At 48.2% G+C, this 20,688-nt stretch carries 16 protein-coding genes, 1 pseudogene and 1 other annotated feature; of the genes and pseudogenes, 6 read left to right on the top strand and 11 right to left on the bottom strand.

The window, feature by feature from the left end; genetic code table 11:
* Positions 1-165: 165 nt before the first annotated feature.
* The 6 genes and pseudogenes from ACKPVM_RS09700 to ACKPVM_RS09670 form a co-directional block, all read right to left on the bottom strand.
* Positions 166-900, bottom strand: coding sequence for an oligogalacturonate-specific porin KdgM family protein (locus tag ACKPVM_RS09700; protein WP_409308834.1), 735 nt, complete (start codon positions 898-900; stop codon positions 166-168).
* Positions 901-1,369: 469 nt separating this feature from the next.
* Positions 1,370-2,173, bottom strand: coding sequence for a tryptophan synthase subunit alpha (gene trpA / locus ACKPVM_RS09695; protein ID WP_409308833.1), 804 nt, complete (start codon positions 2,171-2,173; stop codon positions 1,370-1,372).
* Positions 2,173-3,366, bottom strand: a complete 1,194-nt coding sequence (gene trpB / locus ACKPVM_RS09690) for a tryptophan synthase subunit beta (RefSeq protein ID WP_409308842.1) — start codon at positions 3,364-3,366, stop codon at positions 2,173-2,175. Before trpB ends, trpA begins: the two co-directional genes overlap by 1 nt.
* 19 nt (positions 3,367-3,385) lie before the next feature.
* Entirely contained in the window at positions 3,386-4,792 is a 1,407-nt protein-coding gene (gene trpCF / locus ACKPVM_RS09685; RefSeq protein ID WP_409308832.1) for a bifunctional indole-3-glycerol-phosphate synthase TrpC/phosphoribosylanthranilate isomerase TrpF, read from the bottom strand.
* Between the two features lie 7 nt (positions 4,793-4,799).
* A pseudogene (trpD, locus tag ACKPVM_RS20595) lies at positions 4,800-6,403 on the bottom strand (bifunctional anthranilate synthase glutamate amidotransferase component TrpG/anthranilate phosphoribosyltransferase TrpD).
* The gene (locus ACKPVM_RS09670; protein ID WP_409308829.1) at positions 6,403-7,965 is read right to left on the bottom strand and encodes an anthranilate synthase component 1; all 1,563 of its coding nucleotides are present in this window, start codon (positions 7,963-7,965) and stop codon (positions 6,403-6,405) included. Before ACKPVM_RS09670 ends, trpD begins: the two are co-directional and overlap by 1 nt.
* Positions 7,966-7,993: 28 nt before the next feature.
* Positions 7,994-8,097: a sequence feature (Trp leader region), on the bottom strand.
* A 223-nt stretch (positions 8,098-8,320) separates the two neighbouring features.
* Between ACKPVM_RS09670 and rnm the strand changes: the two genes are divergently transcribed.
* The 3 genes from rnm (at position 8,321) to rluB (ending at position 10,908) form a co-directional block, all read left to right on the top strand.
* Positions 8,321-9,208, top strand: coding sequence for an RNase RNM (rnm, locus tag ACKPVM_RS09665; protein WP_409308828.1), 888 nt, complete (start codon positions 8,321-8,323; stop codon positions 9,206-9,208).
* A gap of 27 nt (positions 9,209-9,235) precedes the next feature.
* Positions 9,236-9,856, top strand: a complete 621-nt coding sequence (locus ACKPVM_RS09660) for an L-threonylcarbamoyladenylate synthase (protein WP_409308827.1) — start codon at positions 9,236-9,238, stop codon at positions 9,854-9,856.
* Between the two features lie 167 nt (positions 9,857-10,023).
* Complete coding sequence (gene rluB, locus ACKPVM_RS09655) at positions 10,024-10,908, top strand: 23S rRNA pseudouridine(2605) synthase RluB (RefSeq protein WP_409308826.1); 885 nt, start codon at positions 10,024-10,026, stop codon at positions 10,906-10,908.
* A gap of 81 nt (positions 10,909-10,989) precedes the next feature.
* On the opposite strand, the gene cobO is transcribed toward rluB, so the two are convergent.
* Positions 10,990-11,580: a cob(I)yrinic acid a,c-diamide adenosyltransferase gene (gene cobO, locus ACKPVM_RS09650; protein WP_409308825.1), complete on the bottom strand. Its 591-nt coding sequence runs from the start codon at positions 11,578-11,580 to the stop codon at positions 10,990-10,992.
* Between the two features lie 17 nt (positions 11,581-11,597).
* Entirely contained in the window at positions 11,598-12,359 is a 762-nt protein-coding gene (locus ACKPVM_RS09645) for a YciK family oxidoreductase (RefSeq protein ID WP_409308824.1), read from the bottom strand.
* A 754-nt stretch (positions 12,360-13,113) separates the two neighbouring features.
* On the opposite strand from ACKPVM_RS09645, the gene sohB reads away from it, so the two are divergent.
* Positions 13,114-14,160, top strand: a complete 1,047-nt coding sequence (sohB, locus tag ACKPVM_RS09640) for a protease SohB (protein WP_409308823.1) — start codon at positions 13,114-13,116, stop codon at positions 14,158-14,160.
* 77 nt (positions 14,161-14,237) lie between these two features.
* Here the strand turns inward: sohB and ACKPVM_RS09635 are convergent, their stop codons facing one another.
* Together ACKPVM_RS09635 and ACKPVM_RS09630 are read right to left on the bottom strand one after the other, a co-directional pair.
* Positions 14,238-14,507, bottom strand: coding sequence for a YciN family protein (locus ACKPVM_RS09635; RefSeq protein WP_409308822.1), 270 nt, complete (start codon positions 14,505-14,507; stop codon positions 14,238-14,240).
* Positions 14,508-14,785: 278 nt separating this feature from the next.
* Positions 14,786-14,920 (bottom strand): hypothetical protein, encoded by a 135-nt coding sequence (locus tag ACKPVM_RS09630; protein WP_409308821.1) that lies wholly within the window; start codon positions 14,918-14,920, stop codon positions 14,786-14,788.
* 89 nt (positions 14,921-15,009) lie between these two features.
* On the opposite strand from ACKPVM_RS09630, the gene topA reads away from it, so the two are divergent.
* Together topA and cysB are read left to right on the top strand one after the other, a co-directional pair.
* Positions 15,010-17,613: a type I DNA topoisomerase gene (gene topA / locus ACKPVM_RS09625; RefSeq protein ID WP_409308820.1), complete on the top strand. Its 2,604-nt coding sequence runs from the start codon at positions 15,010-15,012 to the stop codon at positions 17,611-17,613.
* Between the two features lie 394 nt (positions 17,614-18,007).
* Entirely contained in the window at positions 18,008-18,982 is a 975-nt protein-coding gene (cysB, locus tag ACKPVM_RS09620; RefSeq protein ID WP_409308819.1) for an HTH-type transcriptional regulator CysB, read from the top strand.
* A gap of 74 nt (positions 18,983-19,056) precedes the next feature.
* Here cysB and dtpA read toward each other — a convergent pair whose 3' ends face one another.
* A complete protein-coding gene (dtpA, locus tag ACKPVM_RS09615) occupies positions 19,057-20,574 on the bottom strand; it encodes a dipeptide/tripeptide permease DtpA (protein WP_409308818.1) in 1,518 nt (505 codons plus the stop codon).
* Between the last annotated feature and the right edge of the window lie 114 nt (positions 20,575-20,688).

The following is a 20,688-nucleotide window of genomic DNA, read 5'->3' as shown; positions in this document are numbered from 1 at the left end:
ATCGGGATTCCTTCGCTTGCCGCCTTCCTGAAACTTGAATTATTTTGGGTATATATGTAAAAAAACGGCGGATAATATATCCGCCGTTTTTAGAGACAGGAACTAACAAACCAATGAGTGAATATCTACTTCTTTATTAATATAGTGTTTACAAAATATTAATAATTAGAAGTTATATTGAATACCTGCACGATAACGGGTTTGACGATGATCGGTCGCCGAGTCTTGTTCAACGTTAGCTAACTGAATATACGGAGTCCAGTTTTTGTCGAATTTGTAGGACAGTTTCACGTCGTGGGTCATATTATCGTTGTCGTTATCATATATGTAGCCAAAGCTACCAGCTTTAGTGTTTTTAACGTATTCAAACTCATATTCAATAGTGAAATTGGCTGGCAGTTTATAACCGATAACGCTAGTGATGGCATAGCCTTTCATATCTGTATCTTTGGCTGTGCCGATATTGCCGCTATAGCGTTTGTAGAAAGGACGATAACGCAGGTTATAGTACAGGGAATCAGTGATGTTGACTGCACCCTTGATATATGGGCGGTAGTTATTGGTGTTGGAGTCAGTCACCATGTTGAAACCACCTTCCAGACTGAACGTCTTGTCAAACTTGTATAGATAGCTGGCGGTGACTTCAGTGCCGTTGCTGACGGTTTCGTTATAAGGTTTGTTTGGTTTATTATACGGATCGCTTTTATCACCAGAAGATTGTTTCCATTTACCTTCCAGAGACAAACCAAAACCGTTATCAAAACGGTTAGAGATCAGGAGACGATCCTGGTGGTTTGCATTTGCGGTATCTTTCATTTCATGGCGGTAGTCAATCGTTACCGCCATAGAGCTTAAACTTACTAAGGAGGTTACCACCATCGCTAAAATTTTAACTTTCATGTTATTTTCCCGTGTCGAAGAGAATTATTATTTAGAAACTGCTGCCACTTTTGTTCAGCGAGTTCCATTCTATTTATTATTTCTTTAAGTAATGTGAACAAGATCTTTAAAATAGAAAAATTAAAAATGATTTCAGTTATGTGATTTTCCTCTTATTTTTTGATTTTGTTTTATGAAGTGTGGAAATAAAACGCTATTTCATCTTAAATAATTCGAGAAAATAAAAAATTAATTTCAATTTGAAATTAATTTTTACATTTTTGATTTTTTTGAAATAAAATAGTTGTTGAGTTTGATGTTATTTCTTTAATAAAGGGATGTGCAATACTAAAATGAGATCGTATGCATGTGGATGCATGTTTATTGCTCGTCATACTTCAGGCTGATTGCGTATTGGCTTAGTTGGCCCATCCATGGGCTCTACTCCAGAAAACCAATGCATTGCATTGCTCAAGAGGATAACGTTTTATTAACGTGTTGCTGCTTTCATTTCACTAACAAAAGCCCGCAACTGGCTCAACATTTCAGAGGGATGCTGCTGATTCTTTTCAATGATGCGGACAATCGCTGAGCCGGATATTGCGCCTGCTGCGCCAGCCGCGAGTGCTTCTCGTACCTGGGCGGGTTCTGATATCCCGAACCCCTGAAGCGGTGGGGCAGCGTGATATTCGTTTAATTTTGCTATCAGGTGGTGTAACGGCATTTGCGCTCGTTTTTCCGTGCCAGTGACGCCTGCACGGGATAACAAATAAGTATAACCACGGCCATGCGAAGCAATTTCATGAAGCAGTTCGTCATCGGCATTTGGCGGGCAGATAAATATCGGCGCGATATCATGACGTTGTGCAGCGGCGCGGAAAGGGGCTGATTCCTCCACCGGCACGTCAGCAACCAGAACTGAATCAACGCCGACACTGGCGCAGCGTTGATAAAACGCATCAATACCATTACTAAATACTAAGTTGGCGTACATCAGTAGACCAATTGGCACATCCGGGTGTTTCTGCCGGATTGCAGCCAGCATTTCAAAACAGTGGCCTGGCGTGACACCGGCCGCAAAAGCGCGGAGATTGGCATCCTGAATGGTTGGGCCGTCAGCTAATGGATCAGAAAAGGGGATGCCAAGTTCTAAGGCATCAGCGCCAGCGGCGATGAGCGTATCGATGATCTTCAGTGATTGCTCGGGGGAAGGGTCGCCTAGCGTCACAAAGGGAACAAATGCCCCTTCTTTTTTATCTGCCAGACGTTTGAATAAATGTTGATAACGCGCCATTAAATTTCTCCCCGTTCTTTCAGAATATCGTAAACGGTAAATATATCTTTATCGCCACGGCCAGACAGATTGACCACCAGTATTTGCTCTTTTTCCGGCTCTTCTTTAATCATCTTAAGCGCATAAGCCAGTGCATGAGACGACTCTAACGCGGGAATAATCCCCTCGTGGCGAGAAAGCGCCTTAAATGCTTCCAGCGCTTCATCATCGGTGATCGAAACATAGTCGGCGCGACCAATGCTATTGAGGTAAGCATGCTGTGGTCCGACGGAAGGAAAATCCAGACCGGCTGACAGCGAATAAGACTCTTCGATTTGTCCGTCTGTCGTCTGCATCATGGGGGATTTCATGCCGAAGTAGATCCCGACGCGGCCGTGTTTTAACGGTGCGCCGTGCTGTCCGGTTTCTATTCCCAACCCTGCGGGTTCGACGCCAATCAGACGCACTGACTCATCGTCAATAAAATCGGCGAACATGCCGATGGCATTGGACCCCCCACCGACACAGGCTAAAACGGCATCAGGCAGGCGACCTTCTTTTTCTTGCATTTGAGCTTTCGTTTCTTCGCCGATCATGCGTTGAAATTCGCGAACGATCGTGGGATAAGGGTGTGGACCTGCCGCCGTTCCCAACAGGTAGTGCGCGTTTTCATAACTGCCGGACCAGTCCCGTAACGCTTCGTTACAGGCGTCTTTCAACGTAGAGGAACCACTGTGTACAGGGATGACTTCGGCGCCCATCAAACGCATACGGAAAACGTTAGGCGATTGGCGCTCAACATCCTTAGCTCCCATATAGATACGACATTTCAACCCTAATAATGCGCAGGCGAGGGCTGTCGCCACCCCATGCTGACCCGCACCTGTTTCGGCAATAATCTCACTTTTGCCCATTCGCTTTGCTAACAGAGCTTGTCCCAGAACCTGGTTGGTTTTATGCGCACCGCCGTGCAATAAATCTTCACGCTTCAGGTATAACTTGGTTCGTGTCCCCGCCGTTAAATTTTTGCACAAGGTGAGGGCCGTTGGACGACCCGCATAATTTTTCAGCAGATCAAAAAACTCAGCCTGAAAATCGGGATCCTGCTGAGCGCTAACGAAGGCTTCTTCCAACTGGCGCAGGGCAGGGATCAGAATTTGTGGAACATATTGTCCACCAAATTCACCAAAATAAGGATTAAGTAACGTCATAATATTCCTGTCTTTTATTCATTTAATGGTGAGCAGTTTTATTCGTTTGAACGGTGCGTAACGTTTGGAACACCGCGGCAATTTTATCGGCGTCTTTCAGGCCTGGCTGGCTTTCAACGCCGGAATTGAAATCCAACCCGGCACAACCCAATTGAGCGGCCTGTGCGCAGTTTTCGATATTTAACCCACCGGCCAGCATGACATTGTCCAGTGGTTGACCTTCCAACAAAGACCAATCGAAGGCGCGACCGCTTCCTCCTTGAGCATTGTCCAGTACATAGCGATCGACATCCTGCAAATGGAGAGGGGGAAATTCCGTCTTGATACTGAATGCCTTCCAAATTTTACAAGATGCGGGTAACTGTTGGCGAAGTTGAGAAATCGTCTGTTGGTTTTCCTGACCATGCAGTTGGACGGCGGCTAATTTGAGCTGTTTAGCAATATTGACGATATGCTCAATGGACGCATTGCGGAACACACCTACATAATGAAGCGGAGCACCAGCGATCACGTTTTCAGCCTGTGCCGGGGTAACATAGCGCGACGAGTCTTCTACGAAAATTAAACCACCGTAAAATGCTCCGCTATGATAAGCGGCCTTCGCATCGTTAGCTCGGGTTAGCCCACAGACTTTGTTTTCCCCCAGAATGACACGGCGCACTGCCATGGTCAGGTCTGGTTCAGACATTAATGAGCTGCCGATTAGAAATCCATTAGCGAACTGGCTCAATTCACGGATTTGTGCGTGGCGGTTGATCCCCGATTCGCTAATCACCGTCACGTTAGCAGGAAGACGAGGAGCCAGTGTCCGGGTTCGGTTAAGATCGATAGACAGATCGCGTAAATCACGATTATTGATACCGACAACACGAGCTTCAAGTTGGATGGCTCTGTGCAGTTCTTCCTCATTACTGACTTCAGTTAATACGCCCAGTTTCAGACTATGGGCGAGTTCTGAAAGTTGGCGATACTGAGTGTCGTCAAGCACCGATAGCATCAATAAAATGGCGTCTGCCTGATAATAGCGTGCCAGATAGATCTGGTAGGGGGAGATAATGAAATCTTTACACAACACGGGCTGTGACACCGCTGCGCTGACCCGTGGCAGAAAAGCAAAATCACCCTGAAAATATTTTTCGTCAGTCAGAACAGAAATAGCGGAAGCATAGTCCTGATAAACCTGCGCAATGGCGACGGGATCGAAATCATGACGAATTAACCCCTTCGACGGGGAAGCTTTTTTACATTCCAGAATAAACGCCGGTTTATTCTGGCGAAGTGCCTGATAAAAATCACGCTGGCTTGGCACGATTTCGTGCTGGAACGTAGACAGCGGCTGTTGTTGCTGGCGTTCTTCAACCCATAGGGCCTTATCTCGCACTATTTTATTCAACACCGTTTCCTGTTTATTCAAAATCGTTTCCTGCATGACTACTTTATCCTCTGGCTGACAGGTCAATAACGCGTTGATAAGCCTGTCCACTGTGTATGACTTCTAGCGCATGTTGAGCATTCTGACGTAGGTTTTCCTGCCCGAACAGGCGCATTAATAATGCAACGTTGGCAGCAACGGCTGCGCCGTGGGCTTGTTCACCTTTACCTTGTAGCAGCAATGCCAGAATGTCACGATTTTCTTCAGGCGTTCCGCCTTGCAATGACGATAGCGAATATTCATTCAGACCGAAATCTTTAGGGGTCAATTCGTACGTTTCAATCTCACCATGATGAAGTTCAGCAACCAGCGTTGGCGCATGTACCGCTACTTCGTCCATCCCTCCGCCATGAACCACAGCAGCACGCTGATACCCCAGCACACGTAGCGTTTCGGCAATCGGGCGCACCAGTTCAGGGCTATAGACCCCGATAAGCGCCAGCGGTGGGCGTGCTGGGTTAACCAGGGGGCCCAACACATTGAAAACGGTACGGGTTTTCAACTGCTGGCGAACGGGCATTGCGTGACGAAATCCCAGATGATACTGCGGGGCAAACAGGAAGCAGACACCCAGTTCATCCAGCGCCTGACGCGATGTTTGCGCTGACATATCAAGTTTGATACCAAATGCCGACAGCAGGTCAGACGAACCCGAGCGACTGGAAACACTACGGTTGCCATGCTTGGCGATTTTTAGTCCGCAACTGGCTGCGACAAAGGCGCTGGCGGTTGAGATATTAATACTGTTGGTGCCATCACCACCGGTACCGACGATATCGGCAAACAAATAATCCGGTCGAGGAAAGGGCTGGGCATCGGCCAGCAATGCCGCCGCCGCCCCTGCGATTTCATCAGGGTGCTCACCACGCACTTTCATACTAATGAGTGCCGCGGCCAACTGACTGGCTTCCAGTTCACCATGAATAATGGCGGCAAACAGCGTCTGACTCTCCTGACGGTTGATGTTTTCTGCGCGGTAGAGTTTTTCCAGCGTGTGTTGTAACGTTTGCATGATCGATTCCTTCCTTTTTAAGCCAAAGCCCAGCTCAGCGTTTGTTCGAGTAAACGAGCGCCGTGAGTGGTTAAAATTGATTCCGGGTGAAACTGGAAACCACAAACGCGGTCTGCATCGTTTCTCACCGCCATGACCATATTGTTAAAGCGAGCATTGATGGTCAGCGTATCGGGAATATTGCTGCCTACCAGCGAGTGGTAGCGGGCAACGGGTAAAGGCGACGGAAGACCGTCAAACATGCCTGCTTCGTCATGCTCGATCGCGGAGGCCTTACCGTGCAGAATTTCACCGGCCTGACCCACATGACCGCCGTAAGCTTCGACAATCGCCTGATGGCCAAGACAGATACCGATAATGGGCAGTCGACCACGCAGACGTTGCAGCAGTTGCGGCATGCAACCTGCATCGGCTGGCGTTCCCGGACCGGGGGAGAGCATCAGGATCGGATTTTCCATATGCTGCAAGCGATCGATAATCGTATCGGCTGGTATGTGGTTACGATAAATCACGACGTTGTGGCCGCTGGCACGTAGTTGATCCACCAGGTTGTAGGTGAATGAATCAATGTTATCGAGCAATAAAATATCGGCCATTAGAATATCTCCTTGGCATGATGTGCACTGGCAATGGCGCGTAATACTGCCCGGGCTTTATTCCGTGTTTCATCGGCTTCAGCCTGAGGATTTGAATCCAGAACCACGCCCGCACCAGCCTGAACGGTGGCAATCCCATCTTCTACATAGGCGGATCGGATAACGATGCAGGTATCGAGGTCGCCATGAGCCGTAAAATAGCCAACGGCACCGCCATAGCTGCCTCGACGGGTTTTCTCACTTTCCGCAATCAGTTGCATGGCACGGACTTTTGGCGCACCGCTTAACGTCCCCATATTCATGCATGCACGATAGGCGTGAAGAACATCTAAATCGTCCCGCAGGCGTCCTACGACGCGAGAGACCAGATGCATTACAAAAGAGTAACGATCGACTTTGGTCAGATCGGCAACGTAGCGGCTACCGGGTTGGCAAATTCGCGCCAGATCGTTGCGAGCCAGATCGACCAACATCAGATGTTCCGCCAGTTCTTTATGGTCAGTACGCATTTCCAGTTCAATACGGCTGTCGAGATCGCGATCCAGTGAGCCATCGGCGCGGCGGCCGCGCGGACGTGTACCGGCAATCGGATAAATTTCAATCTGTCGACTATCGGCATCGTATTTCAACGAACTTTCCGGTGAAGCACCAAATAAGGTGAAATCCTGATCCTGCATAAAGAACATGTAAGGGCTGGGATTGTTTTCTTTCAGCGTTTGATAAGCCGCCAGCGGAGAGGGACAAGGCAATGAAAAACGGCGTGAAGGCACCACCTGGAATATTTCACCACGGCGAATAGCGTGTTGCATCTGACCAACGACATCGCCGAAGGCTTCGTCACTTTGGTTACAATCTAGCGTCATGCTCGCGATTGATTGGCGAGGCAGCGCTGGTGCGGGATGCGTCAACTGTTGCTGTAGTTGTTCCAGACGGTGTTGTAAACGCTGACGTTCAACATTATCTGGCGTAAACAGGCTTGCTTGCAGCCGGGTCATTCGTTTTTGATGGTCAAGAACCAATAGCGTTTCCGCCAGATAGAAACAAAAATCTGGACAGCGTTGTTGTTGGCTGAGCGCCGGGAGTGATTCAAACCCTGCGACTAAGTCATAGGCGAAGAGTCCACCGAAGAACATAGCTTCACGTTCATCTTTTGGGCTGTCAACCAGCGTCAGAATTTGGCGTAAGGCATCAAAGACGGAGAGAGAACGCAGACGGGTATCTTCATCCTGTAGTGAATCTACGTCAGGAAACGTCAATTCGCGACCATTCGGACGACTCGCATTGATAACGTCCACAGGTAACGCTGCATCCAGTAAGGGGAGTAACGCCGCGCCATTTGCCGTCAGGGCATGAACGGACACCTGCTGTCCGAGAGCGGTAATGCGTAATGCGCTATCGACAATTAACAAACTTTGCAGATTTTCTTTGCTGTCGATTTCAGCAGATTCCAGTAGCAGCGTTGCGGGTCTGGCACCACAAAGTTGGTGGAAAATTGCGCTAGGATCGTTGCGATATACCACCTCGGTACGCAGCAATTCCAGTTGAGGTTTCATTGTTTGCATTATTGCTACCCGTAAAAATTTGTTCATAAATAAAAAGCCCGCTGGATAAGCGGGCCTGGAAATATCTGCATGTGCGATAACAGCGATGCGTGATTACTCCACCCGCGAAAGGGAAGAGCGCCACCAACTATTTTTATTTTTACGAATATTTTCATTCTTATGAATAAACTGCATCGCCATGTCATCATCTCGCTAACAACACACTGAACTTGTGTACTAGTTAACTGGTTCGTGATTTAAAAGTCAACACTAAAAATGCATTATTTTATTGGCATGAGGGAAGAACGGCTGGCATGACATTACCATTTGGTGAAGGTTAATGGCATGATGCCGCTTTAGCCGACGATTGTTCTTGATGGATAACCTTGTGTCAGATGCCTCTCACTCTATTTTGTCATCATTTCCTCTCTATGATTTACATAGCCATACGACTGCGTCGGACGGCCTACTAACGCCGACTGAACTGGTTGAGCGGGCTGTCGCGATGAGAGTGAATGTTCTGGCTATCACCGATCACGACACTATCGGCGGTCTGGAAGAAGCCCGGCAAGCGATCCATCATCAGCAATTACCCTTGCGGCTAGTTGCTGGCGTAGAAATTTCCACATTGTGGGAAAATCATGAAATCCATATTGTCGGTTTAGGAATGAACACGGAGCATCCCTCCCTGTGTGAATTGCTACGACAACAGGTTCAACATCGACAAAACCGGGCTGAACATATTGCGGCCCGCTTAGAGAAATCTCGAATTCCTGATGCCTTGGCTGGTGCAAGCCGACTCGCATCGGGAGGGCAGATCACTCGTGCGCATTTCGCTCGTTATCTGGTAGAAATCGGCGCGGCGCCGTCTATCAATCAGGTGTTCAAAAAATACCTGGCGAAAGGGAAAATCGGCTATGTTCCGCCGCAGTGGTGTACAATAAAACAAGCGGTTGAGGCGATTCATCAATCCGGCGGTGTTTCGGTATTAGCTCACCCTGGGCGTTACGATCTGACCGCTAAATGGTTGAAACGGTTGTTAACCACGTTTGTTGAAAGTGATGGGCAAGCGATGGAGATCGCACAATGCCAGCAGGCGCCGGATGAACGTACCCAACTTGCGCGCTATGCCCGTGATTTTCACCTGTTGGGCTCGCAAGGATCTGATTTCCATCAGCCTTGTGCCTGGATTGAATTGGGGCGAAAATTGTGGCTGCCTGCCGATGTTGAACCTGTTTGGCAGCATCGGGCGCTGGCACAGTAATGAATAAGGTGTGAATGAGGTCGTATTATGAGTCAGTTTTTTTATATTCATCCGCAGAATCCACAACCGCGATTGATTACGCAATCCGTTGAATTTCTGCATAAGGGTGGGGTGATTGTTTATCCTACAGACTCCGGTTATGCGCTGGGTTGTATGCTGGGCGATAAAAATGCGATGGAGCGTATTTGCCGCATTCGTTCATTGGACAGCAATCATAACTTTACGCTGGTGTGCCGCGATCTTTCGGAATTATCAACGTACGCTTATGTTGATAACACAGCATTTCGCCTGATGAAGAATAATACGCCGGGTAACTACACGTTCATCCTGAAAGCGACGAAAGAAGTGCCGCGTCGTCTAATGAATGAAAAGCGTAAAACAATAGGTTTGCGCGTTCCCTCGAACCCGATCGCGCTATCGTTGCTGGCGGCCTTGAATGAACCGCTCATGTCTACCACGCTGATGTTGCCGGGTAATGATTTTGCCGAGTCCGATCCTGAAGAAATTCAGGATACGTTGGGTAAACAAGTGGATTTAATTATTCATGGCGGTTTTCTTGGTCAACAACCCACTACAGTGATTGATTTAACCGAGGCGTCACCGCAGATTGTGCGTGAAGGAACAGGGGATATCACACCGTTCCAGTAGCCCTTATACAAAAGGAATGGGCATACAAATCACGCAAATCTCTGTATAATCGCGCCAGCATTTTTTGTAAGGCATTGTTTATCATTATTTTTACGTAGCTCATTGAATTTTATTATGAGTTATGAATCCCCCCGACGCCTGGGAAGGCGACACGCAGAGGTTGCTCAATGAGCGAAAAGCTACAGAAAGTATTGGCACGCGCAGGTCACGGTTCGCGACGTGAAATTGAAGGTATCATCCAGGCAGGGCGCGTGAGCGTTGATGGTAAAATTGCCACACTGGGTGATCGTGTTGAAGTGACAAAATCTACCAAGATTCGTATTGACGGTCATGTCGTGCAGGTGAAGGAAACGGAAGAAGCCGTTTGCCGCGTGCTTATTTATTATAAACCGGAAGGTGAGCTATGCACCCGCAGCGATCCGGATGGCCGTCCTACCGTGTTTGATCGTTTACCGAAAATTCAGGGATCTCGTTGGGTCGCAGTAGGGCGTCTGGATGTGAATACTTCTGGCCTATTGTTGTTTACCACTGATGGGGAGTTAGCCAATCGTCTGATGCATCCGAGCCATGAGGTTGAGCGTGAATATGCGGTCCGCGTATTCGGTGAAGTTGATGACGAGAAACTTAAGCAACTCAGTAAAGGCGTTCAGTTAGATGATGGCCCAGCGTCATTCCGCACTATCCGCTATCAAGGCGGCGAAGGATTGAACCAGTGGTATAATGTGACGCTGACGGAAGGGCGCAACCGAGAGGTTCGCCGTCTGTGGGAAGCGGTAGGCGTTCAGGTTAGCCGCCTGATCCGTGTGCGTTATGGTGATATTCAGTTACCTAAAGGTTTGCCGCGCGGTGGTTGGGCGGAGATGGCGTTGGACGATATTAACTACCTTCGCGAGCTGGTACAGCTACCCTCAGAAACGGTGACAAAATTACCTATCGAGCGCGAGCGTCGGCGGGTAAAAGCTAATCAAATCCGTCGGGCGATAAAACGCCACAGTCAGGTTAGTTCAGCGCCAGCAAGGCGCACCTCGACAAAACCAAAGCGTAACGGGTAATTTCTTTAAGTTCCCACCGGAGACGTCACTTATCGTGATTTCTCCGGTGATTATCATTCGTTGGCTTACTCGATTGATAACTTACCAATCAATACCTTGTTGGGCTTTTATCCCTGCTTCAAATGCATGTTTAACGGGGCGCATTTCCGTCACGGTATCGGCCATTTCCAGTAAATCCCGATGGCAACCACGGCCTGTAATAATGACGGTTTGTCCGCTCGGGCGTTGGTTCAAGGCATTGATAACATCATCCAGCTCCAAGTAACCGTAGCTCACCATATAGGTCAGTTCATCCAATACCACCAGGTCTAACTGCGGATCGGCAAGCATTCGCTTGCCATGTTGCCAGACTTTTAATGCGGCCTCCGTATCGGTTTGACGGTTCTGTGTTTCCCACGTAAAACCGGTTGCCATGACCTGAAACTCAACGCCATGCTTTTGCAGCAAATTCTTTTCGCCATTCGGCCATTCACCTTTAATAAACTGAATAACACCTGCGCGTAACTCGTGCCCCACGGCACGTGTTACCGTGCCGAAAGCGGCCGTCGTTTTTCCTTTACCATTTCCGGTAAAAATAATCAGAATACCGCGTATTTCGCTGGCTGCTGCAATTCGGGCATCTACACGCGTTTTGATGCGTTGCTGACGCTGTTGGTAACGTTCATCACTCATTAGATACGCTCATTGGGTTATTCGGCTGCGCCGGGTTTTCTTCCTGGTTGAGCATCAAAACTTATCCCCGTTTTTCGCCGACTATCATCGCCCATTAGATACAAATACAGTGGCATGATATCGGCTGGTGTTTTCAATTTATCTGGATTTTCGTCTGGGAAAGCGGATGCCCGCATGGTGGTCCTCGTGCCGCCAGGATTGATGCAATTGACCCGTAAATTGGTATGACGATATTCTTCGGCCAATATTTGCATCATCCCCTCGGTCGCAAATTTTGACACTGAATAGGCTCCCCAACCCGCACGCCCTTGACGCCCGACGCTGGAACTAGTGAAAACCAGTGACGCACTCGGGGACTTCAATAATAACGGGAGTAGCGCTTGTGTCAGCATAAACGCCGCATTGACGTTGACCTGCATGACCTGATGCCAGGTTTCAACAGATTGTTCCGTCATGGGGGCAATATCACCGAGTAACCCTGCATTGTGCAGGACACCATCCAAATGAGGGATAATTTGTTCAAGCTCACCAGCAAGTTGGAACAACTGTTGAGATGATGCCGTTAACAGGTCACAAACTAGCGTATGGGCTTGCATACCCAGTGTTTGCTGGATTTCTTGTTTTACAGACTGAAGTTTACTGTCTGTTCGACCTAACAGAATAAGGCGCGCGCCAAATCGAGCATAAGTAAGCGCGGCCTCGCGACCGATGCCATCACCCGCACCGGTAACGAGAATAATCCGTTGTTGTAGCAAATCATTTTTGGGCTGATAGTGCATAGGACATTCCTCTTAACGTGGCGACGTCGAGGCCACGTTTCAGATAATCGATCGGCCAGATACCTTGACTGAGCGGCATGTCATTACGACGGCTCTGGCGGAGAACGATATTGAGTTGGGATGAAAATAAAGGGTGTTATGCCTTAAAAAACACGTGTTTTCAATGAGAGTCATGCCATTTATTCCGAACGGTTATCTTCTCGACGATGTGAAAAGCGAGGTTTTACTACGGAGAAGAATACGCTGCGGTTTTATACCCGTCATACTTCAAGCTGCTTGTGTGTTGGCAATACTCGGCTCATCTCTGAGCCTCGCCCTGAAGGGCCGCCGTAAACGGCGTTCAAATTGGCTTAGCCAATTTGTCCTTACTCACCCCAGTCACTTATCTGAGTAAGCTCCTGGGGATTAATGAGCTTCATAAATGAAGCTCACCCTGCGGGCCAGCGCTAGCGCTGTTTAAATCGGTTAAAACCGATTTGTCGTGCGGTTGCCGCCTTCACGCAACTTGAATTATTTTGGGTATAGTGGCAAGTGCGGTAAAAAGCAGCGGAAGAGATTGAAGTGGTAGGAATAATATCGCCATATCGCTCGTCATCAGTTAGGTTAAGGGGTTATACATCATCCTTCAGCGCTGTGTGCGCTCGCGGTTTTCTCGCGACGGGATAAAGGCACGACGCTGGTGGTGTAGTTGGTTAGAATAATCAACATCATATTAATACTCAGTTTTAATACTCAGTGAATGAGGACGGTCTTTGTGGAATTTCTTTCTCAGTATGGTTTGTTTCTGGCTAAAGCGCTCACCATTGTGCTGGCGATTGGCGCGCTGGTGATCCTGGTCTTTGGTATGTCGCAGCGAAAGCGCCAGCATAAAGGAGAATTACAGGTAGTGAATCTGGGCGAGCAGTACCGTGATATGCAGCGGGAAATGCAATCAGCCTGTATGAATGATGCTGAACGTAAGTTTTTATCCAAAAAAGAAAAAAAGAAAGAAAAAGAGACCGCCAAGCAAGATAAACAGCGCGCTAAGCGCGGCGAAGAAAAAGAGATAAAACCCTGTCTGTATGTGTTGGATTTTAACGGCAGTATGGATGCGGGCGAAGTGAGTTCGTTACGCGAAGAGATTTCTGCCGTTTTAGCCGTAGTGAAACCTCAGGATGCGGTGTTGCTGCGGTTGGAAAGTCCAGGGGGCGTGGTTCATGGTTACGGATTGGCAGCATCTCAGTTACAGCGACTACGGCAAGGTGGTGTGCGCCTGACGGTCGCGGTCGATAAGGTTGCCGCCAGCGGTGGTTATATGATGGCTTGTGTCGCTGATCGCATTGTTGCCGCGCCGTTCGCCATTGTCGGTTCAATTGGCGTTGTGGCTCAAATCCCTAACTTCAACCGTCTGCTGAAGAATAAAGATATTGATGTTGAATTACATACGGCGGGGGAATTTAAACGCACGTTAACCCTGTTTGGTGAAAATACGGAAGCGGGGCGAGAAAAATTCAGGGAAGATCTGAACGTTACACATCACTTGTTCAAACAATTTGTGCAGGAAATGCGTCCTTCATTAGATATTGATGCTGTGGCAACGGGTGAGCACTGGTTTGGTTCACAGGCCAAAGATCTGGGGCTGGTTGATGCGATCGGCACCAGTGATGATTTATTGATTGCTGAAATGGAGAACCATGAGGTACTCAGTGTGCGTTATACGCGCCGTAAACGCCTGCTTGAACGCTTTACTGGTAGTGCCGGCGATACCATGGAACGATTAATGCTACGTTGGTGGCAGCGCGGCAATAAGCCATTGCTGTAAGCGAGAAAAAACGAACGACACTGTCAGCGCCCGCAAGTTTAGCGGGCGTTGTTTTAACCGTAAGAAATGATGCGTAGCTAATCGATCAGGTAGTATTTTTCTGACAGAACATGGGCCAGATGTTTGAACATATTGAAAACCGCGGTTGTTTTCAGCGTAGGGAGTCCGTTCTCATCAAGAAAAAATTCGCCACGGAAAACCAATATCCCGTTTTTTTGCTCAACGCCCTCGGCAATCATTCCATGGAGGTAATCATCATGTTCCTGAATGAGGGTATTGGCTTCAGTCAACAATGTTTGACGATCGATCGGGGATTTTTCTTCACGAATCTGAGATTCATTAGACATTTACTGCCTACTCCTGCGTTTTTTCAACGCCGTCCTGAGTCGTAAAGGAGCGAAATTAACTTCTAATAGCGGTGTCAGGAGCGATGTCGGGGTTCTATGATGATGTGATTGTACTGCGTCAAACGCGGCTATCGCAAATATACTCATTTTCGTCGCGCGTCTGCCGATACTGAGTTCAGTCCAGATTAGCTAAAACGTCGTTTCCATGCTAATTAGGTTGCGTGGCGTCATTTATCAGGTAGAGTGTGGGATTTTGTGCTGCCAGTGGAATATTTTCTTTACGTCATGGCGGCCAGTGCCGATTTAATGTGGTAATGGGCAACGTTAATATTCAGGCAGAATAGCGGGTTACCGGTGTCGCCTTGGAAAAATGGCGCATTCGGACAGGATAAATACGCAACGTCGTAATCCACAATTAATCGAGTATTCGCCCTTGTTTATTGCGGCGAATGCCCCCAGAAAATATCTGATTTTCAGCAGAATTAAGCAGGTAATAGTACATATGGGTAAAGCTCTCGTTATCGTCGAGTCCCCGGCAAAAGCCAAAACGATCAATAAGTATCTTGGCAATGACTATGTGGTTAAATCCAGTGTTGGTCATGTGCGTGATTTGCCGACGAGTGGCTCAGTCAGTAAAAAGAGCGCGGACTCCACCAAAGCCAAAGACAAAACGAAAAAGGCTGTCAAGAAGGATGAAAAATCCGCGCTAGTCAATCGTATGGGCGTCGATCCTTACCATGGTTGGAAAGCCAATTATGAGATATTACCGGGTAAGGAGAAGGTGGTTTCTGAGCTGAAAACGCTGGCAGAAAATGCCGAGCACATCTATCTCGCAACTGACCTTGACCGCGAAGGGGAAGCCATAGCCTGGCACCTGCGGGAAATTATTGGTGGTGATGATAAACGTTTCAGCCGCGTGGTATTCAATGAAATTACCAAGAATGCCATCCAACAGGCATTTCAGAAACCGGACAAATTAAATATTGATCGCGTCAATGCGCAGCAGGCCCGTCGTTTTATGGACCGCGTTGTGGGATACATGGTCTCGCCGTTGCTATGGAAGAAGATTGCGCGTGGGCTATCTGCCGGGCGTGTACAATCTGTCGCTGTTCGGTTGATCGTTGAGCGTGAGCGCGAAATCAAAGCGTTTGTGCCCGAGGAATACTGGGAGTTACATGCAGATTTGCTTTCTGGCAACGATACTCAGTTGCAAATGCAGGTCACGCATTTCAATGGTAAACCGTTTAAGCCAGTCAATAAATCCCAGACTTATGCTGCGGTCAGCCTGCTGGAAAAAGCTAGCTATGTTGTTGCCGATCGTGAAGATAAGCCAACCAGCAGTAAACCCAGTGCGCCTTTTATCACATCAACGCTACAGCAGGCTGCCAGTACGCGCCTCGGTTTTGGTGTCAAAAAAACCATGATGATGGCGCAGCGTCTCTACGAGGCAGGCCACATTACCTATATGCGTACTGACTCCACCAATCTGAGTCAGGATGCGTTAACCATGGTTCGCGAATATATTGGCGAAAATTTTGGTAAACGCTATCTTCCGGATGCTGCGAATCACTACAGTAATAAAGAGAATTCTCAGGAAGCGCATGAGGCGATTCGTCCCTCGGCAGTGTCTGTTTTAGCTGACAGCCTGAAAGATATGGAAGCGGATGCGCAGAAACTGTATCAGCTGATTTGGCGTCAGTTCGTCGCCTGTCAGATGACATCAGCGCAATACGATTCCACCACGTTGATTGTTGAAGCGTTGGACTATCAGTTACGTGCTAAAGGTCGTACATTGCGTTTTGATGGCTGGACGAAAGTCATGCCCGCGTTGCGCAAAAATGATGAAGATCGCACGTTACCCGCTGTTGCTGTGGGTGAAAAATTGGCTTTGCAACAATTATCGCCAGGTCAACACTTTACTAAACCACCCGCACGTTACAGCGATGCGTCGCTGGTCAAAGAGTTGGAAAAACGGGGAATTGGTCGTCCTTCCACTTATGCTTCTATTATTTCCACCATTCAGGATCGCGGCTATGTACGTGTAGAAAATCGTCGTTTCTATGCGGAAAAAATGGGCGAAATTGTCACCGATCGTTTGGAAGATAACTTCCGCGAGTTGATGAATTACGATTTTACTGCCCGAATGGAAAGCAGCCTGGATCAGGTTGCAAACAATCAGGCGGAATGGAAAGCCGTGTTGGATGAGTTTTTTGCTGAGTTTAGCAAGCAACTGGAAACGGCTGAGCAAGATCCGGAAAACGGCGGAATGCGGCCAAACCAGATGGTGATGACCAGCATTGATTGTCCAACCTGTGGTCGTAAAATGGGAATCAGAACGGCCAGCACGGGGGTATTCCTTGGTTGCTCTGGTTATGCGCTGTCGCCGAAAGAGCGTTGTAAGACGACGATTAACCTGATTCCAGAAGCGGAAGTGCTAAATGTGTTGGAAGGTGATGACGCCGAGACTAACGCATTGCGCGCCCGGCGCCGTTGTGCAAAATGTGGCACAGCAATGGATAGCTATCTGATTGATAATCAAAGGAAATTGCACGTTTGTGGTAATAATCCTGCCTGCGATGGTTATGAGATAGAAGAAGGCGAATTCCGTATCAAAGGCTATGATGGGCCGGTTGTTGAATGCGAGAAATGTGGCTCTGAAATGCATCTCAAAATGGGGCGTTTTGGTAAGTACATGGCTTGTACCAACGAGACCTGCGGCAACACGCGTAAAATACTGCGCAATGGTGATGTTGCTCCACCCAAAGAAGATCCCGTTCCGTTGCCGGAGTTACCTTGCGAGAAGTCGGATGCGTATTTCGTTTTGCGTGATGGCGCAGCTGGTGTGTTCCTGGCGGCTAACACGTTCCCGAAATCTCGTGAGACACGAGCGCCTCTGGTGGAAGAATTACAACGCTTTAAAGATCGCTTGCCTGAAAAATTGCGTTATTTAGCCGATGCCCCAGCAACGGATAAAGACGGCAACAAATCGATGGTGCGCTTTAGCCGTAAGACGAAACAGCAATATGTTTCATCGGAAAAAGAGGGTAAGGCGACCGGGTGGTCGGCGTTTTATGTCGATGGGAAGTGGGTCGAAGGTAAGAAATAGCGGTGTTATCCGTTATATTCGAGCGAGGATAAACGACCGGTGAAATTCCCCAGCCAGCCTTTTTAGGCTGGCTTTTTTGATCTGGATAAGGGGATAGCGATTTACCCGAGAGAATAATTATCCGTTGATATACCCTGCATTGGCATACTGGTTTCATTCATTCTGGCGATCGATGCTTTGGAGGCTATAACCATCCATCTCACCGTGGTCTATAGCAGGTTTCTTTGTGAACAATATGCGATTGTGGTTATATAAAAACTATTTTTATGATTAAATGACATTAAGTGATGAAATATGCGCCAGCGTACCGGATAGATAAAGCATATTTCCTTTCATGGAACATCATCAAACTTTAGATGCTGCACGCACAATTCAATTGGGAATGGGATAAATTATGAAACTGCAACAGCTTCGTTATATTGTTGAAGTTGTTAACCACAACCTGAACGTTTCTTCGACCGCTGAAGGGTTATATACCTCTCAGCCAGGGATCAGTAAACAAGTCAGGATGCTAGAAGACGAACTGGGCATTCAGATTTTCGCCCGTAGTGGAAAACATCTGACACAAGTGACGCCAGCAGGACAGGAAGTCATTCGTATTGCACGAGAAGTCCTTTCCAAAGTTGATGCTATCAAGGCTGTCGCGGGAGAGCATACCTATCCCGATAAAGGTTCGTTATACGTTGCGACGACGCATACGCAAGCGCGTTACGCGCTTCCTAACGTTATCAAAGGGTTTATTGAACGTTACCCTCGAGTCTCGTTACATATGCATCAGGGTTCGCCTACGCAGATTGCGGAAGCCGTGGCTAAAGGGACGGCGGATTTCGCGATTGCGACAGAAGCGCTGCATCTCTATGATGATTTGATCATGTTGCCATGTTACCACTGGAACCGAGCCGTCGTTGTAAAACCCGATCACCCGCTGGCGTCCAAGAAAGATATCTCCATTGAAGAGCTGGCGGCCTATCCGATAGTGACTTACACCTTTGGTTTCACGGGGCGCTCAGAGCTGGATACGGCATTTAATCGCGCGGGGTTGACACCACGCATTGTGTTTACCGCGACGGATGCTGATGTGATTAAAACCTATGTTCGCCTGGGGTTAGGGGTCGGCGTCATTGCAAATATGGCTGTCGATCCGCAAATTGAAACTGATTTAGTGACAATCAATGCCAACAGTATTTTCAGTTACAGCACAACCAAGATTGGTTTCCGGCGTAGCACGTTCCTGAGAAGTTATATGTATGATTTCATTCAGCGGTTTGCACCACATTTGACGCGAGATGTTGTAGATACCGCCGTTGCGCTACGTACCAATGATGAAATTGAAGCGATGTTTAAAGATATCACTTTACCAGTGAAGTGACCGGACTCAAACAAACGAAAAGAAAGCCAGGTAGCGTTAAGCTATCTGGCTTTTGTGTGTAATGTATCTGGCGTTTAAGCGGCAGGTGTTACGGAGTCTACTTCCTTGCTTGCAGGGAGAGAATCTTGCGTCATGCGTGTCAATTTTGGCGCGGTCAGCAGCATCAGAATGGCGATAATGCCTGTCACGAGCCCTATCTGCATAAAGACATTGCTGTAAATTTCCAGAGAGACATGCGGGTCTGCGATATTTTCAGGGACAGCCATCATATTGGCGACGTAACCTGCGATGATCGCGGCGCTGGCGGATGTCAGGAACCATGCTCCCATGATAAATCCCATCAAACGCTGTGGTACCAATTGTGCCACCATCGCCAGACCGAGACCGGAAATCATCAGCTCGCCGATGCTTTGCAACCCATAGCACAGGATAAGCCAGCCAACAGACACGATCCCATGTTCGTTTGCCATGCTTGCGCCCCACGGTAGCACCAGAAACGCTCCGGAACACAGCACCATACCAATAGCAAATTTGTGCGCCATCGGCAGATGGTCGCCCATTTTGTTATAAATAGCGGCCAGAATGGGGCTTCCAACCATAATCCAGAAAGGGTTAAGCGCCTGATATTGTTCCGGCTCAAACGTGAAACGAAAAATCGAATGCTCAACGTTGTGGATAGCAAAGAAGTTCAGTGAGGTTGGCATCTGGTTGTACAACACAAAGAAGACGACGGCTTCCAGCATCAGTAGCAGGGCAACGATCATTTTCCGACGTTCTACATCTTTAACCATCAGCATTTCTTTGATGAAGATGGCGACGATGACCAGCGAAATCAGTGCCAGAATCCAGCGGGCGATAGACTGGTTGTGCAGCAGCCAGCTAGACAGTGCAATCAGTGCGACAACACCAACGAGCGTTGCCAGCAGTTTAGACAGGTTTATTGGTTGGAAATCCGGTTGAGAGCCTTGCGTGCTGACCCATTTTCGGCAGAACATAAAATTGACCAGTGTCAGAATCATACCAACCACGCTGAGCGAGAAGGCGACACTCCAGCCATAGCGAGCAGCAAGCACGGGGGTTGCCAACATAGAGAAGAAGGAGCCGATATTGATCGACATGTAGTACATGGTGAAAGCGCCATCCAGACGCGGGTCGTCCTTGGCATAGCAGGTAGACAGCAGCGCGGAGGGGTTCGCTTTAAACAGGCCATTCCCCACGGCAATTGTCGCCATCCCGACATAGACCCAGAACACGCTATGGCCGGAGTAAGCAATCATGGCATAACCGAATGCCAGTACAATGGCACCCAGCACAATCACGCGTTTGGTGCCGAGAACCTTGTCTCCCAGCCAGCCGCCGATGGCAACGAAACCGTATACCAGTGCGCTGAATGAGGAAAACAGAGTGATAGAATCTGCTTCGGTCATACCCAGCATTTTGACCAGATACACCGCCATGATGCCCTGTAATCCGTAGAAGCCGAAACGCTCCCATAGTTCAATGCTGAAGATGAGATAGAACGCTTTTGGCTGTTTGAAAGCATTCATGCTGATGCTTTCTGTGGATGTGTTGTTTTGGTTTGCTGTTGACACAAAGACCTCTGATTTTTATATCTCGTTTTTTTGAGCGAGAAAATAACATGAGTGATGCAGCGTAGCCGCCGTCTCATTTGATTGTTATGGGAAGTACAAACCCCGCTATCTTGA

Source organism: Pectobacterium hainanensis, assembly GCF_046237015.1.
In the GTDB taxonomy this organism is placed as follows: domain Bacteria; phylum Pseudomonadota; class Gammaproteobacteria; order Enterobacterales; family Enterobacteriaceae; genus JBJYIN01.
The sequence above is the reverse complement of the archived record's forward strand: the minus strand, read 5'-3'. Positions and strand labels throughout refer to the sequence as shown.